General features: G+C 56.1%; 13 protein-coding genes and 1 tRNA gene. 5 read left to right on the top strand and 9 right to left on the bottom strand.

What is annotated here, in order from left to right; translation table 11 throughout:
• Positions 1-8: 8 nt before the first annotated feature.
• The 3 genes from A2273_11900 to A2273_11890 form a co-directional block, all read right to left on the bottom strand.
• Positions 9-2081, bottom strand: coding sequence for a hypothetical protein (locus tag A2273_11900; GenBank protein ID OGF06585.1), 2073 nt, complete (start codon positions 2079-2081; stop codon positions 9-11).
• Positions 2078-2653, bottom strand: a complete 576-nt coding sequence (locus A2273_11895) for a hypothetical protein (GenBank protein ID OGF06584.1) — start codon at positions 2651-2653, stop codon at positions 2078-2080. Before A2273_11895 ends, A2273_11900 begins: the two co-directional genes overlap by 4 nt.
• 170 nt (positions 2654-2823) lie before the next feature.
• Positions 2824-3912, bottom strand: coding sequence for a hypothetical protein (locus A2273_11890; protein OGF06583.1), 1089 nt, complete (start codon positions 3910-3912; stop codon positions 2824-2826).
• Positions 3913-4054: 142 nt separating this feature from the next.
• On the opposite strand from A2273_11890, the gene A2273_11885 reads away from it, so the two are divergent.
• Positions 4055-4130, top strand: a tRNA-Met gene (locus A2273_11885).
• 1078 nt (positions 4131-5208) lie between these two features.
• Here A2273_11885 and A2273_11880 read toward each other — a convergent pair.
• Genes A2273_11880 through A2273_11870 form a run of 3 tightly spaced genes read right to left on the bottom strand, consistent with a single transcriptional unit; the run spans position 5209 to position 9358 of the window.
• A complete protein-coding gene (locus A2273_11880; protein ID OGF06582.1) occupies positions 5209-5820 on the bottom strand; it encodes a hypothetical protein in 612 nt (203 codons plus the stop codon).
• 22 nt (positions 5821-5842) lie between these two features.
• Positions 5843-7417: a hypothetical protein gene (locus A2273_11875; GenBank protein OGF06581.1), complete on the bottom strand. Its 1575-nt coding sequence runs from the start codon at positions 7415-7417 to the stop codon at positions 5843-5845.
• Entirely contained in the window at positions 7418-9358 is a 1941-nt protein-coding gene (locus tag A2273_11870) for a hypothetical protein (protein ID OGF06580.1), read from the bottom strand.
• 96 nt (positions 9359-9454) lie between these two features.
• Here A2273_11870 and A2273_11865 point away from each other — a divergent pair, with 96 nt between their 5' ends.
• On the top strand, positions 9455-10555 hold the full coding sequence (locus A2273_11865; protein ID OGF06579.1) for a hypothetical protein: 1101 nt from the start codon (positions 9455-9457) through the stop codon (positions 10553-10555).
• Positions 10556-10600: 45 nt separating this feature from the next.
• On the opposite strand, the gene A2273_11860 is transcribed toward A2273_11865, so the two are convergent.
• Both A2273_11860 and A2273_11855 read right to left on the bottom strand, forming a co-directional pair.
• Complete coding sequence (locus A2273_11860; protein OGF06578.1) at positions 10601-11707, bottom strand: hypothetical protein; 1107 nt, start codon at positions 11705-11707, stop codon at positions 10601-10603.
• A gap of 19 nt (positions 11708-11726) precedes the next feature.
• Positions 11727-13592, bottom strand: a complete 1866-nt coding sequence (locus tag A2273_11855) for a hypothetical protein (protein OGF06577.1) — start codon at positions 13590-13592, stop codon at positions 11727-11729.
• Between the two features lie 43 nt (positions 13593-13635).
• On the opposite strand from A2273_11855, the gene A2273_11850 reads away from it, so the two are divergent.
• Complete coding sequence (locus tag A2273_11850) at positions 13636-14292, top strand: hypothetical protein (protein ID OGF06576.1); 657 nt, start codon at positions 13636-13638, stop codon at positions 14290-14292.
• A complete protein-coding gene (locus tag A2273_11845) occupies positions 14285-15091 on the top strand; it encodes a hypothetical protein (protein ID OGF06575.1) in 807 nt (268 codons plus the stop codon). The genes A2273_11850 and A2273_11845 overlap by 8 nt, the downstream gene beginning before the upstream one ends.
• A gap of 25 nt (positions 15092-15116) precedes the next feature.
• Here the strand turns inward: A2273_11845 and A2273_11840 are convergent, their stop codons facing one another.
• Positions 15117-15830: an SMC-Scp complex subunit ScpB gene (locus tag A2273_11840; GenBank protein OGF06574.1), complete on the bottom strand. Its 714-nt coding sequence runs from the start codon at positions 15828-15830 to the stop codon at positions 15117-15119.
• A gap of 135 nt (positions 15831-15965) precedes the next feature.
• Here A2273_11840 and A2273_11835 point away from each other — a divergent pair, with 135 nt between their 5' ends.
• A complete protein-coding gene (locus A2273_11835) occupies positions 15966-16241 on the top strand; it encodes a 30S ribosomal protein S20 (protein ID OGF06573.1) in 276 nt (91 codons plus the stop codon).
• The last annotated feature ends 70 nt before the right edge of the window (positions 16242-16311 follow it).

The following is a 16311-nucleotide window of genomic DNA, read 5'->3' as shown; positions in this document are numbered from 1 at the left end:
AAAATATCTCACGGCAGCACCTCCAGATACAGCCGACGGGTCATGATATGCGACGGATTGTCGGCGGCCCATAACTTTAATATCAAGGAATGCAGTCCTTCCGGAGGCGGCAAGGTGTTGAAGTTAAAATGCACCGTCCAGTGCTGGGTGGTCCCGGCATTGAATACTGCAGTGGCGATCCCGTTGGGCCCCTGGCAGCCGGTTTCGGTGCATAGGAATCCCCAGAACAAAAGGGGATCGGAGTTCAGCGAAGTGGGGGCCTGGGCATAGATGTTCATCTTGGAAGAGAGATTGGCAAGATAGATATGGAACCCCAGCTCCGGGGTTTCCGGGTCGGACAGGCTGTAGCTGATGATGGTGTCCGGCAGCCTGGTGGCCGAGTCCGGCGAGATCAGCCGGGAGAAGCCGTACCCCCTGGCATCGGTGAAGGTCCAGGCATCGGACCAGCCGGAGGCTCCGTAAACGTTGGAGGCGTTGGCTCTCCAGTGATAGGTGGTCAGGGAGTCAAGGCCGGCAACGGAGCGGCTGGTATCGGGCAATCCGCTTTGATAGTATACCAGGCTCCGAAAGTCGCTGCTGGGCGAGACCTGCAGGGCATAGCTGTAGGCCCCGTAGCTGGAACTCCAGCTTAGCGCCGGACTGGTGCCGGAGTTCAGCTCGCCGTTGGCCGGCCAGACCAAGACCGGAGGTTCGGGGGCCGGATTGGTAGTGGTGGTGAAGGACCAGGTCTCCGACCAGGCTGATGTCCCGGCGATATTGGAGGCATTGACCCGCCAGTAATAGTCGATCCCGGGATCAAGCCCCAGGATCGACTGGCCGGTGCCGGTCAGTCCTGATTGGGAATAGATCATGCTGGCGGGATGGAAAGAATTGTTGGTAGCCACCTGCAGTCCGTAGTTTGAAGCCCCGCTGCTGGCAGTCCAGATCAAAGTGGGACTTTTGCTGACGCCGGTGTCGCCGTTCGCCGGCGCATTCAGAACCGGCTTAACCGGCAAAGCAGTGGCGGTGGTGGTAAAGCAACGGATCGCCGACCACCCGGATACTCCGGCATTGTTGCTGGCGTTTACCCGCCAGTAATAGGTGGTGGCGTTACCGAGGCCTTTTATCTGCAGGCTGGTCCCGGTCAGTCCGCTCTGGGATACCGCCCCGCCGAACAGGCTGTCGGTGTCGTACTGCAGGGTGTAGCTGGCCGCGCCGCTGCTGGCCAGCCAGCTCAGGGTCGGGCTCAGGGCCAGATTTACCGCATCATCAACCGGCAGATTCAAGGCGGGCGCTGCCGGGGCGGTGGTGGCGGCATAGATGCGGACCCTGGCCGCCTGGACGATCTCCCTGGTGTCATTGTTGCGTACGTAAGCAATAAGGGACAGCCGCCAGGGCAGCCACCCGGAATTCTTTATGATGCTGCCCGCTCGGGAAACTGTCGATGCCGGCAGAATATCTAGCCGGTCGCCTTCAGTATTGGGGGCCAGCGAACGCGCCACATAACGGAACACCTTGCCGTAGGCGCTGACCGAATCCTCCACCACCAGCAGGACCAGCCCCAGATCGCCGTTTTGCGGCACAGAACCGCCGGCGGTTATCTGGGCGGAGTAGATTATGGCATCCTGGTCCAGCTGGGCGGCGAGGTTCAGTTTCAATGGGCTTTTGATGATCTTGCGGATATCCGCCAGCTGGCGGTAGCTTTGATAGGTGGCCTCGTCGTCGACCGAGGTTCCCAGCATATTCTCCAGCCCGTCGCAGGAGAAGAAGGGAAGTCCTGTCACCGATAGGCCGGATTGGTAGTCACCGGCCAGGGTGTCGGCCGCCGCAGTCCCCAGGCTGTCACCCAGCGACAGGAAATTATTGGGATGCATTTCGACCAGACATAGGGAATCACCCATCTCGGCGGCCAGGCGTTCGGCGGCCCGATCGGCCGTCGGGCAGTTGGTGCAGAATTCGGAGGTGAATAGCTCCACCAGCACTGTGCGGGGATACCCCTGGTCTGAAATCACCGCGGTGGGAAGTTTCTTGCCGCAACTGGTCAGGGACAACGCCAAGCAGATGGGCAGCACCACCGTCGCCAGGGCCTTTTTAAATCTCATTTTTCCTCCTTGACCGGGCAGCAGGAAGAATCCACCCCGCAGGCTGTCGAATCACCGGCGGCCGGAGCGGTCGGTCCCGGAGCGAGTTTGAGGATCGTCCTGACGTTCTCCTCCAAGGCCGCCTCGTCTCCCGGCTTATAGCCGGTATGCTGATAAAGCAGCTTCCCGTCCCGGCCCAGGATATAGACCCCGGGAACGTTGATCAGGCTGAAGGACCTCATCGCCTCCTGCTCGGGGTCCAGCAGTATCGGCAGGGTGAACCGCTTCCCTTTGGCCACCGCCTTGACCCTGCCGGCGGTCTTGGCGTCGTCGATGGAGACGGCGTAGAATGACATCCCGCTGTCGGCGTACATCTGGTAAAGCTTTTGGATGTGGATCAGCTCCTCCTGGCAGGGGTGACACCAGGTGGCCCAGAAGGCTATCAGGGCCGGGCCGGTTTCCAGCACCCTGGCCAGCTCGACCTTCTTTTTCCCCTCCAGCGGTTTTAGCTTGAAGTTAAGCACCCCGGCGGCAGAGGTGGCCGTGATAAGCAGCCCTGCCGATAAGAGTATAATTGAAATAAATGTTCTCATCAAATTCTCCGTTTCAGATTTGAACAGCGATATTTTTCGACATTAACAAGCCCCTATCAATAGACAAATACTTGACCGCGGCTGGCATTTGAGCAAAATTCAGCTATCAGTCCGATTCTATTTACCTGGGAATCAGGTTTTTCTTGAGTCATTTGCAATACCCTGTTTCACTATCTGGCCTTCAGCACCAAACTGTCCGGCGAACTGCCGTCCACCCGGACCATCCGCACCTTGGCGGCGCTGTCGCTGACCTCGACCTGGCAGTAGTGCAGGCTGGATTCGGCATGGAAGGTGGAATCCCCTGGATTGACGTCGTACAGCGGGGCCCCGCCCCCGCCGGTGATGATATAGTTGACGCCGCCCCGCCGCTGCCTTTCGTAAAAATGCTCGTGCCCGCAGAACACCACATCCGGCCGGTATTTCCTGAACAGCGGCTCCAGGTTCTCCAGGATATCCTGGTCGCTGCCCCGCTTGCCAGAGGAGTAGGTCTGGCGGTGCTGGAGGACGAACAGCCATTTATAGAGCGGCCGGGATCGTTTTATCTCGGCCTCGAACCACCGGTATTGCTGGGAATCTTTCTGGTAGTTTTCTTCGTTGTTCAATATGATGAAGTGAACATTCAGATAATCGAAGGCATACCACCTTTCATTGCCGGGCAGGGCGAACAGCTTCACATAGTTGTCGCAGGTCCGTTCGTGGTTGCCGATCACCGTCATCAGAGGGATAAAGGAGGAGAACGGCCGGCTGGCGTCGAAGAACTCCTGCCACATGCCCCATACCCGCCCGTCCTGGATGTAATCCCCGGTGTGGATCAGGAACTCCGGGTTGTATTGGGTTATGGCCGCGATCACCTTTTTGTGCTGCTCCGGAAAGGTCCGGGTGTCGCCGTAGATGACGAATTTGAAATCCCGCATCTCCCGGGGTGCGGTCTTAAAACTGCAGACCGGGGCCGACAGGTTCAGCAACTGGTAATAGTAGCGGGTGTCGGGCTTGAGATCTTTTATCCTCAAGTGGTGCAGGGTCCCGGCTTGGTCGTCCCGCAGGATGTAGTTCATTTTACCCCGGGGTCCGTAGGCCAGTTTCCCGGGAACAGGAGTATTGGTCTCCCAGCTGACGGTCATGGTGGTCCGGAGATCGTCGTCCCAGGACAGGTAGGGGCCTTTCTGGATGGCTGGTTTGGGCTGTTTCCCGAATGAGCCGGCCAGGGCCAGGGAGACAAGCCCGGCAAGGAAAGCCGAAATTAAAATGTTCTTTTTCATATCTGGATATCAATGTTATTCATTAAATTTCATATGATTATAACAACCCCGGCGCGGCATGTCAAGCCAGGATCTGCCGCATTGCGGGCATTAAAGATATTGACTAACCCTCTATCGATATGTTATCATTACCGCACTTTGTGGGCCCTTAGCTCAACGGTTAGAGCAGCGGACTCATAATCCGTTGGTTCAGGGTTCGAATCCCCGAGGGCCCACCAGTTTGACTTCTCGCTGGGCAGTAGTCCGCCTTGAGCGGGCGCCAGGAATATTTAAGGGACGATCATTTGATCGTCCCTTTGTTATTTTCTTTCAAAACCAGCCTCCGCTTTCTCTTATAACACCTCTCCCCTGCCCCTCTCCTAAAGCATTAGGAGAGGGAAGGGTGAGGTCAACAGCTCGTCGCTAAACCTCTGCTTGGCAGTCCTATGACGTCGGCCTAAATTTGACAAACTCGCTTCGCTCAAACAATGCCAAATTCCTAAGTGCCTTCTTTATTCAGCAGCAGAGCTAATGCGACCGGACATTACCCGTTCCCCCGCCTTCGGCAATTTTGCTATGGCGGGAGCGGGCGTGAAAATTCATTGCAGAGCATAGCACCCAGCCCTGGTCAAGGAATTTAGCCCGGGGATATCATTCCTGCCGGAAATTGTCGGGCGGGCAAGACTTCTCTTTGTTACTTTCTCTTGGTCACAAGAGAAAGTAAGGCACGTTTTGGGGAATTATGCTGTTCTTTTTCTTTTTTGTCCCGCACCTCTCCCCTACCCCTCTCATAAAGCATTAGGAGAGGGAAGGATGAGGTCAAAAGCTCGTCAGCAGCAGAGCTGATGCGACCTAGGTACTCGGTTCCCCGCCTTCGGCAATTTTGCCCCAGCAAAACGGGCGTGAAAAATTCATTGCAGAGCTTATCTCCCCGCCCCGGTCAAGGAATTTAGTCCGTGAGTATCATTCCTGCCGGAAATTGCCGGGCGGACAAGGTTCTTTTGTTACTTTTCTGGCCTGCAGAAAAGTAAGAGGGTCCATGGTTCCCCACTTTCTCTTTGAAGAGAAAGTGGCAAAGAGAACCTGTCGCTATACCTCTGCCCGGAAGCCTTAAGACCGAAGGCCTAAATTTGACAAACTCGCTTTGCTCAGACAATGCCAAATTCCTAACGGCCTTCTTTATTCAGCAGCAGAGCTAATGCGACACCCACATAAAGTGCTGATTGGCGTTGATGAGCAAAGTGAATATAAAATGCAGGAAGGAATTGCAGGCCGTGGCCAAGGATGCTGCGGATCAGCCGTCGCCGGGGTAATATATTATCTATTAGCTAATTCAATTAATATTTTCTTTAATAAATCATAGCCTTTTAGATTTTTTATTTCCGATAATTTATCTACCTTTTTTATAATTTCTTTTACTTCTTTTGGCTCTTCCGGAATTGTGCTATAAATAATTCTTGCACACTCTGAATCTGGCAAGCTGATAACGGCCTTAATGAAATCTTTCTCTGGGTTTTGCCAATGTTTTGCAAGAACATCAATAAACACCTCCCCTAGTTCAGCATTGTTTTTATTAATCAGCGTCATTTTTATTATATATGTAACATTTAATTTCCCTTTCATAATTATACCAATGAATGTATTTAAAAGATGTTCATCTTCTTGCGTTTCCGGAAATGACTTTGCTTTGCTTTCAATTTTATTATTTTCATTTAATTCATAATACTTTATAATAGAATCAATATTATTTGATGTACTGTGTGCCATTGTAAAAATTTCAAGATTGTATTTTAAAGCACAATATATTGTTGAATCTTGTATAGTTTGCGTATTCCTTTTAATATCCACTTTTGTATTATTATTTTCTTCTATTTTATCGCACGAATAAAATATTGTTGCGATGATTACGAATATTATTGTATTTCTCATATAACCCCCAATAATTAATATTTTAAATCTCTCTCCCGCCGATGAATGTCCTCTCCACCTTTATCTTATGTATCTCCTCCGGGTTTGCCTGGAAAATATCCTCCGAAAGGCAGATAAAGTCCGCCGCCTTGCCGGGCTCCAAAGTCCCCTTCCAGCCCTCATCCCCCGAGGCATAGGCGGCATCGGCAGTATAGGCCTTGATGCAGTTCCAGACCGACATCTTCTGCTCCGGATGGAACGGCGGACGGTCCGGCGGGATCCTCTGCCGGGCGACGGCCGCCTGAATGGCCCGGAACGGATCCGGCGTTTCGATGGGACAATCCGAGCCGAAGACCACCCTGGCCTTTTTCCTGGACAGATCGCCGAACGGGTAAGCATAGGCCCCCCGCTCTCCCCAGTATTTTTCGATGATGTCCAGGTCGGACGGGCAATGGATGGGCTGCACCGAGGCGATGATGCCCAGCTCCTTGAACCTGGCAATATCTTCGGGATGGACCAGTTGGCAGTGCTCTATCCGGTGCCGCAGATCTTTATTGAGATCCTTGGCCTTCTGAAAAGTATCCAGCGCCAGGCGGTTGGCGGCATCGCCGATGGCATGAATGGCGCAGGCCAGGCCGTTCTGCGAGGCCCGGCTTATCAGGGCCAGCAGTTCCCCGGGCGGCATGGTGTTCATGCCCAATGAGGCGCTGTTGCGGTATGGCTCCAGCATCAATGCCGTCTGGGAGCCCAGCGACCCGTCGACAAAGAGTTTTACCCCTCCGATCTTCAAATTCCGACCGCCGAAACCGCTTTTTATCCCGGCCGAGGCCAGCCCGTCCAGGGCCTTGATGTTATGGTAAAGCGTTCCTCTTAAGAATAATTTGTTCTGGATCGACAAAGACTGCAGAACATTGAATTCCTCCACCCCCTCCATGGTATGGAACCCGCTCAGGCCCATTTGGGCGAATCTCTTCTGGCCCTGGATCACGGCCTGGGAATATTCCTCGATCGATGCCTTGGGAGCCAGGCGATAGTAGTGATTGGCCGCTTCCTCCCGCAGGATGCCGCTGGGCCTGCCCCTGGCGTCGCGCTCGATTGTTCCGCCGGGGACCTCCGGGGTCTGGGAGTGGATGTCCAGCGCCACCATGGCCGCCGAGTTCAGCCAGATGGTGTGCCAGTCCTTGCTCCACAGCATCACCGGATTGTTGATGGACACCGTGTCCAGGTCCTGGGCTGCCGGCAGACGGCCGTCGCTCCAGAGGTTCTTGTTCCAGCCCCCGCCCAAGACCCACTGGCCGGGCGCTTTCCCGGTGACATACCTGGCCACCGCCTGCAGGCATTCCTTGATGAACCGGATGCCGTCCAGGTCCGGCCGGGAGGCCAGCAGGCAGTAATTGCAGAAATGGGTGTGGCAGTCGGTGAAGCCCGGCAGGACCACCTTCCCCTTCAGGTCGATGACCTCGGGCTTCAGGGCCTTGTATCTGCCCAGTATCTGGCTGTTCCCGCCCACATCCAGGATCGTTCCGCCCCCGGCATCGCAGGCCAGGGCTTTGGCCCTCTGCCGCCCCTTCATGGTGTATATATCGGCGTTGATGATAACAGTGATGGAATTCTTCATCTATTCGCCTTTCGCATGATAATGTTCCCAGCGGTCCAGCAGCCGCTGCAGCTCCTGCTTGTTGGAGTCGAACTGGTTCATCAGCCCCTTCATCCGATCGCCGTTCCGGTAGACCTCGGGATCGGCCAGGCCGCCGGAGGGCGACTCCAACTGCCTCTGCCGGGCCTCCAGTGTTGCGATGCGGTGCTCCAGCTCGGAGATCAGCCTTAGCCGCTTGCGCTCCTCGGCCGCCTCCCGGGCCTTGCGCCGTTTGGCCTCCTCCCAGTCCGACTTTTCCTCGCTGGCCGGTTCGGATCTGGGGGCATTGCTGGCTGCCTGGGAGGACTGGCGGTCCAGCTCCTTTTTATACAGATATTCGGAATAGTTGCCGGGATAGATCTTTAGCGCCTGGTCGGCCACCTCGACGATGGTGTCCACCACCTGGTCGATGATATAGCGGTCGTGGGTCACCAGCACCACCGTCCCCTTGAACTCTTTTAAGGCCTGCTCCAGTACCTCCTTGCCCTTGAGGTCCAGATGATTGGTGGGCTCGTCCATGATCAGCAGATTGGCCGGCAGCAGCAAAGTGCAGCACAGGGCCAGCCGGGACTTCTCCCCGCCGGACAGCACTTTGACCGGCTTGAAGACATCATCCCCGGAAAACAGAAATGCGCCCAGGATGGTCCGCACCCGGCCGGGGGTCTCGGTGGGGATCACCGACTCCACCTGCTCCATCACCGTCTTGGCGGGGTCCAGCATCTCGGCGGTGTGCTGGGCGAAATAAGCCAGGCTGACGTTGGGATAAAGCGTCTTCTCCCCGGAGGTCACCTCCTCCACCCCGGCCATCATCTTCAGCAGGGTGGTCTTGCCCGCCCCGTTGACCCCCAACAGGCCTATCTTGTGGCCCTTCTCCACCAGGAAATCGATGTCCTTGAGCACCACCTTGTCGCCGTAGCCTTTGGTGACGTGGGACAGCTCCAGCATCCGCCGCCCGCAGTGTGGCGCCTCCGGCAGCCCCAGCCGGAAGCTGCGCCGGCTCTGGGGTATCTCTATCCGCTCCGCCAGCAGGCGCTCCAGCATCTTCTCCCGGCTGTGGACCATGGCCCGCTTGATGAAGTTGCCCCTCCAGCGGGCGATGAACTCCCGGATATGCTCGATCTCCTTGGCCTGCTCCTCCTTCTGCTTGACCAGCAGTTCCCGGCGCTTCTCCTTTTCCTCCAGGTAGCCGGAATAATTGGTGTGATAGAGCGAAAAGCGCCCCAGGTCCAGCTCGTATATCTTTTTTATGGTCCGGTCGATGAAATAGCGGTCGTGCGAGATCACCACCATCGAGCCCCTGAAGCCTTTCAAATAGCCCTCCAGGAAGTCCATGGACTCGATGTCCAGATGGTTGGTGGGCTCGTCCAGGAACAGGTAGGAGGGCTCCTCCAATAAAAGCTTGGCCAGGGCCAGGCGCATCTGCCAGCCGCCGGAGAAATTCTCCACCGGCTGATCCAGGTCGGCCGGGGAGAACCCCAGCCCCTGCAGCACCGATCGGGCCCGGGTCTCCAGCAGGTAGCCGTCGAAGCCTTCGAACATATGATGCAGTTCGCCGTAGCGTTCCACCACCGGGGCCAGTTCGGGATCATCCTGATCCATGGTGGACATCAGACTGGAGAGCTGGTCTATCTCCTCCTGGATGGAACGCTGGTCGGCAAAGACCGACATCGCCTCCTCCAGAACGGACCGGCCGGCCAGCACCACTTCCTCCTGGGGCAGATATCCGGTGCGCATGCCGTTGGAACAGGACCGCTGCCCCTGGGTGGGAACCATCAGCCCCAGGGCCACCTTGAACAGGGTGGTCTTGCCGGCCCCGTTGGGGCCGACCAGGGCGATCCTCTCGTTAAGGCCGATATTCCATCCCAGGTTCTTGAACAGGGCCTTGTCGCCAAAGGACACGTTTATGTTGGAAAGCTGGATCATGGCCTTAAGTTTACCATAAAATACCCGGCGATTGCAAAGGGCTTGACTTTTTGACGTTCCGGGGGGATAATTGGGTTGATGATCAAAGGAATGGACATGAAATATTTTAAGATCTCCCTGTTGCTGATTTCGGCGCAACTATTTTCGGCCGGATCTGTTTCCGCCGGGACCGTCCCGCCGGACTCCACCATTTTCCCCGGGCAGACCGGCGCCACCCTGCGGAATTCGTTGATCTCGTCATATAAATCCACCGCCAATCTGGGCTACGATGCTGGTAGGGATGTTATGTATGGGGAGATAGATAAGCTAAACGACAGCCTGGAGTGCGTCTACAGCGGATATAAGATATATATGGATCCCGGCCAGGATCCCAGCACCTGGGCCTATGATCATGACATCAACTGCGAGCATACCTGGCCCCAAAGTATGCTGTCGTCCAGCACCGCCGTCTCCGACCTGCACCACCTGTTTCCCACCGAGGTCCAGGTGAACGGGGACCGGGGAACTCTTCCTTTTGGAGATATTCCTGATAACCAGACAAATAAATGGTATCGCAATAATGTAATTACCACGACCATTCCATCTTCTGTTATTGATCAGTATGCGGAGCTTTTAACCAATGTCAGGTTTGAGACCCGGGAAATTCAGAAGGGCAACACCGCCCGGGCTATGTATTACATCCTGACCTTCTGGCAGCTGGGCGACACCAGTGATTCCTGGTGGACCGGCCAGCGGGATATTTTGTATGCCTGGCATGTCAGCGATCCGGCCGATGCCCGGGAGATAGCTCGCACCAAGAAGATCGCCGCCTACCAGCAGGGCAAGGTCAATCCCTACGTCCTGGACAGCACCCTTATCCGCCGGGCCTATTTCCCGGCCTTGGGAGCAGAGGGCGAGCCTCCGCTTACCATGGCCGGTAGAAACAGATTGTACCAGAACAACCCTAACCCCTTTAAGGATAAGACCGCCATAAGTTATTCCCTGGCTTCGCCGGGCCGGGCCCGGATCGAGATCTTCAACCTGCTGGGGCAGGCTGTCAGGACCATTGATCTGAATGAAAACGCTTCGGGCAGTCACAGAGTGGAATGGAACGGCACCGATCAGGCAGGCAGGCTGCTCCCGCCGGGAATATATTTTTACCGGCTCTCGGTTAAGGAGGGGACGGTTGACTTGAAGAGAATGGTAATGCTGAAATGACAAAAGGGCCGGTTTTCCGGCCCTTTTCGTTTGTATCTGTTCAATTTAGAAGAGATCCCTGCGGGACAGCATCCTTTTTATGCCCGACTGGACCACCTCCAGCTCGGCCGAAGCGCAGGTTTTGTCCAGCCCCCGGACCCCGTAGAAATTCCTGTTCAAGGGCCGCCAGAACTCCGGCTCGCTGCGCCCGAAGATGGCGAAGGTGGGGGTGCCCAGCGCCGCGGAAAGGTGCATCACCCCGGTGTCGTTGCAGACCATCAGCCTCAGCGGTTTCATCACCGAGGCCAGCTGGCGGATGTCCAGCCCGGACAGTACCTTGACATCGCCCTTCACCAGCCCCAGGAACCTCTCCCCCAGCTCATCCTCCCCCGGCCCCCAGAAGACCGCCACCTGAAACCCGAAATCCTTGACCAGCCAGTCGGCCAGGGCGGCGTAGTTCTGATAAGGCCAGCGGTTGCAGACATTATAGGCCCCCAGATGGATGCCCACCGTCCGCTCCGGCATGATGTGATTCTTGTAAAGGATGTCCCGGCCCTGTTCCTCCTCCTGGGGCGATAGGGCACAGCTCTCTCCCATATCTTTGGTTCTGATGTTCAGGTATTCCAGGATCCTCAGGTTGCGGCGGGTCTCGTGAACCCGCTCCCCAAAGCCGGGAGCCAGCAGGTTGTAAAACAAATTTGGCCGGGCCCCCGGGAAGGGGTTTTCGGCCGAGCCCAAAATATATCTGGCCCCGGTAAGACGGGCCAAAATATCGCTGGACAGAGAATGGGAGATGGTGTTGAGCACCACCGCCAGGTCGCAACCCTGCCTCAGGCCCTGCCACAGCCTCCACAGCTTGGCCGGGGTGGCCTGATATAATTTTTCCGGAAAGACCAGGATCCGATCGATGTCGGGATTGTGCTCCAGCACCCGATAGGTGTACTGCCGGGCCACCACGGTGATCTGGGCCTGGGGCAGGGCCTGCCGGAGGGCCCGGAAGGCCGGGGTGGAAAGCAGCAGGTCCCCCAGCTGGTCATGCTGGCGGATCACTATCACCCGCCTGATCAGGGAAAGGTCCACCTCCCGGGCTTGGTGACGCCGGTCAGGCAGCAGCAGCCCCAGGGCCTTAAGCAGGGCGGCCTTAAAATATTTCTCCACTGCCGGCAGCCTCATATCGCTATTGGCTGGCCTCCTATTTGTTGAATTGGATATTGTAAAGTTTCCAGTACAGGCCCCGTTTTTCCAGCAATTTCTGGTGTTTCCCCATCTCCATGATCCGCCCCTGGTCCAGCACCACTATCCGGTCGGCCCGCTGGACGGTGGACAGCCGGTGGGCTATCACTATGGCGGTGCGGTTGGACATCAGACGGTCGATGGCCTGCTGCACCAGCACCTCCGAATGGGCGTCCAGGGCCGAGGTGGCCTCGTCGAATATCAGGATGGGCGGGTTCTTCAGGATGGCCCGGGCGATGGATATCCGCTGGCGTTCCCCGCCCGAGAGCCTGACCCCCCGCTCCCCGATGACGGTCTGGTAGCCCTCCGGCATCTGGGATACAAATTCATGGGCGTTGGCGGCCTTGGCGGCCTCCTCCACCTGCTGCTGGGTGGCATCCCGCTTGCCGTAGGCGATATTGTTGAATATGGTGTCGTGGAACAGAATGGTCTCCTGGCCCACGATGCCCATCAGCTGGCGCAGCGATTTCGAGTCCAGCTCCCGCAGATTCTTTCCATCCAGGTAGATCGCCCCTTTGACCGGATCGTAGAACCGCGGGATCAGATCCACCAGGGTGGATTTGCCGGCCCCCGACGGCCCCACCAGGGCCAGCATCTCCCCCCGCATGATCTCCAGGTCGATGCCCCTGAGGACCAGCTCCGGGGACTGCCCGGCTGTTTCCGGGGCGATGGCCGGATGGGGGCTGTAGGCAAAATCCATCTGCCTGAATTTTATGGATTGGCGGAATTCATCCACCACGGCGGCTCCGGGCTGATCGATGACCTCCGGGGCCTGGTCCAGCAGGCCGAAGATCCTCTCCGAGGCCGCCAGGCCCTGCTGCACCGTGGAGTTGACGCTGGCCAGCCCGTTGAGCGGCTGGATCATGGAGAAGGCCGCCGCCAGGAACACGAAGAACCTTTCGGGACTGAGGGCGTCGGCTCCGGCGATGTAATCCTTGGCCACCCAGATGATCAGCACCCCCACCGCCGCCCCCAGATATTCGGTCAGGGGAGAGGACAGGGCGGACATGGTCTCGAAACGGAAGATAGTCCGGTAATAATCCCGGTTGTATCTGGTGAATTTCTGCTTCTCGTATTCCTCGGCGGCAAAGGTCTTCACCAGGCGGATCCCGGCGATGGTCTCGGTCACCACCGCGGTCAGGTCGGCTATCCTCTCCTGCAGCTGCCGGCCCCTTTTCCTCAGGCGCCGTCCGATGAGGGTGATCAGCAGCAGGCAGCCGGGCAGCACCAGCATGGCGATCAGCGACAGTTTCCAGGCCGCGATAATCACGATGGCCAGATAGACCAGCACCTGGAGAGACTGCCTGACGATGGACAGCGACCCCTCGGTGATGGCTCCCCGCACCATGTTGACGTCGTTGGTCAGCCGGGAGACCACCTGCCCCACCTTGTTGCGCTGGAAATAGCCCAGCGACAGCTGCTGGAGGTGGCCGTACATCTGGTTGCGGATGTCCATGGTGATGTGCTGCTCGATATGCACCGTCAGCAGGCGCTGCAGGTAGTTGAACAGGTTCTTGACAAAGAACACCGCCAGTATTATCCAGCACAGCTTGGCTATCCCGGAGATCCGGCCCCCGCTGGTCAGCCACCACAGGAACCAGTTCTTGATCTGCTCCAATGAACCGCTAAAGCCCGAGGGAAAGCCTATCTTTGCCGTCTGCTGGGCGGCCTGCTCCGGCTGGAGGAACAGCACCTTCATGAACGGGGCGATCACCCCCAGCGAAGCCCCCGAGAACAGGGCCAGGAACATCATGCAGACAATGGACAGGGCGAACTGTTTTTTGTAGGGCCCCAGGTAGCTCAACAACCGCAGATAAAGACGCATAATATTTCTTGACCTTATTGATTTTTTATGATATTTTTGAGATATGGATATTTTATCACCGCCCAAAACGGCCCAGGGCCGTTTCAAGAACAACTTCCTGGCCGGCCTGGTGGCCATACTGCCGGTGGGGCTGACCGCCTATCTCTGCTGGCAGCTGTTCAAATGGAGCGGGCGGTTGTTCGGCGAACTGCTGATCTACATCCCCTATCTCCAGACCCTTCCCCAGATCGCCCGCTGGGGCATCGGTTTTATTTTATTGGTCGGCCTGATCTACCTGGTGGGCCTGCTGGCCTCGCACCTGCTGGGAAGGCGCCTATTGAGGTTCTGGGAGAATATTCTGACCAGGATCCCCCTGGTCAGAATAATCTACGGCACCACCCGGCAGTTCACCGATAATTTCTTCACCAACAAATATGCCTTCCGTGAAGTGGTGGCGGTGGAGTACCCCCGCCCCGGCACCTATGCCTTGGGCTTTCTCACCTCGGAGGTCCTGTGGGATATGCAGCAGGATCAAAAGGGTTACTCGGTTTACCTGCCCAACACCCCCAATCCCACCGGAGGCCGGGTGATGGTCGTTCCCCTGAAGCGGCTGTTCCGGGTAAGCCTTACCGTGGAGGAAGCCATAAAATTAATAGTTTCGGGGGGCATGGTCTCGCCTCAGGGGCTGAAAATACTAACCTCCCTGGACCAAGATGTCTGATATTCTAAAGATCATACATAAATATTTCAAGCGCCAGCCGGAGCTGTCCCACCATCAACTGCAGGCCCTGCTGACCCGCGCCATGCAGCATCAGGTCCTCTCCAAGGAGGAGGGGTCCATGATGCGGAGGATACTGAACCTGGCCGATACCCCGATATCCTCTATCATGATACCAAAATCGCAGATGGTGTGCCTGGAAGCCTCGGCCACCATGGGCCAGATCGTGGACGCGTTTTTACAATGGGGTTTCTCGCGCCTTCCGGTATATGACACCGATCAGGATAATATCATCGGGATCATACACGTAAAAGAGTTGTTGCGTTTCTGGCATCGTTCGGCCAAAAATATAAGGGCCGTGGAATTCATTCGTCTGCCCAATTATTTTCCCCAGACTATGAAAGTGGCCCAGGCCCTGTCGGAATTCCAAAAACGCAATATCTCGATCGCCATCACCATAGATGAGTACGGCATCCCGTCGGGGATGATAACCACCGAGGACCTGGTGGAACAAATAGTCGGGGAGCTTTATGACGAGTATAATGTGGAGCTCCGACAATACCGGCTGATGGAGAATGGCCATTACCTGGTGGACGCCGGTATCCCTTTGGACAAATTTCAGGAGTTGTTCAAACTAAACATGGAAAGCCAGGCCCATACGCTAGCGGGATATATTCTGGAAAAACTGCAACGGATACCCCTGCCCGGGGAAAAATTCCGCATTCATGATTTGGACTGCGCCGTGGAAGAGGGCTCCCCGTCAAAACTAAAGAAACTGGCTATCCTCGACAAACGGACCTAACTGGTGATCTAGCCCCCTTGGGCAGCTATTCAACGGGGTCGGCCGGGCCGGGAATAGTATCCTGCTGGATGGGTTCATCCGGCACCGGCTCCTGACCCCCTTCCGTCTTATCGAAGGCCACTTCCTCCTGCACCCCGTGGTTCGGGATCTGGTCCTTCCTCAGTTCGGCGTCTATCTCCTGATCTATCTTTTCCCGCTCCTCTTCTTTTTCCTTCAGATATTCTTCCAATTCCTCTATTTTTGGCAGGTCCGAGAGGGTGGCCAGGCCGAAATACCGCAGGAACTCCGGGGTGGTGCCGTACAATATCGGCTTCCCGGGACGCTCGTCACGGCCCACCACCGCCACCAAATTGCGCTCGGCCAGGGTGGACATCACCCCGTCGACATTGACCCCGCGGATAGCCTCTATATCCCCCCTGATAATGGGTTGTTTGTAGGCTATGATGGCCAGCGTCTCCAGAGCCGCCGCCGTCAGCCGGGAGGCCCTTTTGCCCCGGAAAAGTTCCTGAACCCATTTGGCGTATTCCGGGCGGGTATATATCTGAAATCCGCCGGCCACCTCCACCAGGGAAAAGCTATGGCCGTCGCGCTCGTATTCAACCTTAAGCTCGGTCATCAGCTGCCGAAGTATTTTTTGGTCCAACTCCCCCAGCAGGGACTTTAATTTTGACGGAGCTATCGGCGTATCGGTGGCGAATAGCAGGGCCTCAATCACCCTTTTGGCTTCATTTCTATCCATTAAGCATGTCCTTTAATTTTCGCTTCCGGTTGTATTTTAAATATAATGCTTGACTTTTATATGAATGATATGATATTTTTATATGTTTGTAAAGCATAAAATTATCAACAACATATAAAATTTGGAGGAATTAAAGTGGCAGAGATCAAAAAGGTGGTTAAGAAGAAAAAAAGTTCGGTTACAAAAAGAGCCCGCCAGGCTTTGGCCCGCAGAAAAAGCAACTCGGCCGTAAAATCCAAGATGCGCAAGGTGGTCAAGAAATTCAAGGTTGAGGGAAAAACCCCCGAATTGCTGTCAACGGCCTATTCAGAGATAGATCTGGCCGCCAAGAAAGGCACCATCCATAAAAGAACCGCCGCCCGCCAGAAATCGCGTTTGGCCAAGACCGTAAATAAAAAGCAGCCCGAATAAACATATCTATATTTCATAAAAGAATCGTCCCGAAGCAGTTCGGGACGATTCTTTTTTAGGCTCTGGGCTG

Source organism: Candidatus Edwardsbacteria bacterium RifOxyA12_full_54_48 (assembly GCA_001777915.1).
Lineage (GTDB): Bacteria > Edwardsbacteria > AC1 > AC1 > EtOH8 > UBA2226.
Note: the sequence above shows the minus strand (reverse complement) of the source record. Positions and strands in the feature narration are given on the sequence as shown.

Excerpts from the sequence above, each read along its gene's own strand:
- A2273_11900 (OGF06585.1), bottom strand. The coding sequence starts at position 2,081 with ATGAGATTTAAAAAGGCCCTGGCGACGGTGGTGCTGCCCATCTGCTTG.
- A2273_11895 (OGF06584.1), bottom strand. The coding sequence starts at position 2,653 with ATGAGAACATTTATTTCAATTATACTCTTATCGGCAGGGCTGCTTATC.
- A2273_11890 (OGF06583.1), bottom strand. The coding sequence starts at position 3,912 with ATGAAAAAGAACATTTTAATTTCGGCTTTCCTTGCCGGGCTTGTCTCC.
- A2273_11880 (OGF06582.1), bottom strand. The coding sequence starts at position 5,820 with ATGAGAAATACAATAATATTCGTAATCATCGCAACAATATTTTATTCG.
- A2273_11875 (OGF06581.1), bottom strand. The coding sequence starts at position 7,417 with ATGAAGAATTCCATCACTGTTATCATCAACGCCGATATATACACCATG.
- A2273_11870 (OGF06580.1), bottom strand. The coding sequence starts at position 9,358 with ATGATCCAGCTTTCCAACATAAACGTGTCCTTTGGCGACAAGGCCCTG.
- A2273_11865 (OGF06579.1), top strand. The coding sequence starts at position 9,455 with ATGAAATATTTTAAGATCTCCCTGTTGCTGATTTCGGCGCAACTATTT.
- A2273_11860 (OGF06578.1), bottom strand. The coding sequence starts at position 11,707 with ATGAGGCTGCCGGCAGTGGAGAAATATTTTAAGGCCGCCCTGCTTAAG.
- A2273_11855 (OGF06577.1), bottom strand. The coding sequence starts at position 13,592 with ATGCGTCTTTATCTGCGGTTGTTGAGCTACCTGGGGCCCTACAAAAAA.
- A2273_11850 (OGF06576.1), top strand. The coding sequence starts at position 13,636 with ATGGATATTTTATCACCGCCCAAAACGGCCCAGGGCCGTTTCAAGAAC.
- A2273_11845 (OGF06575.1), top strand. The coding sequence starts at position 14,285 with ATGTCTGATATTCTAAAGATCATACATAAATATTTCAAGCGCCAGCCG.
- A2273_11840 (OGF06574.1), bottom strand. The coding sequence starts at position 15,830 with ATGGATAGAAATGAAGCCAAAAGGGTGATTGAGGCCCTGCTATTCGCC.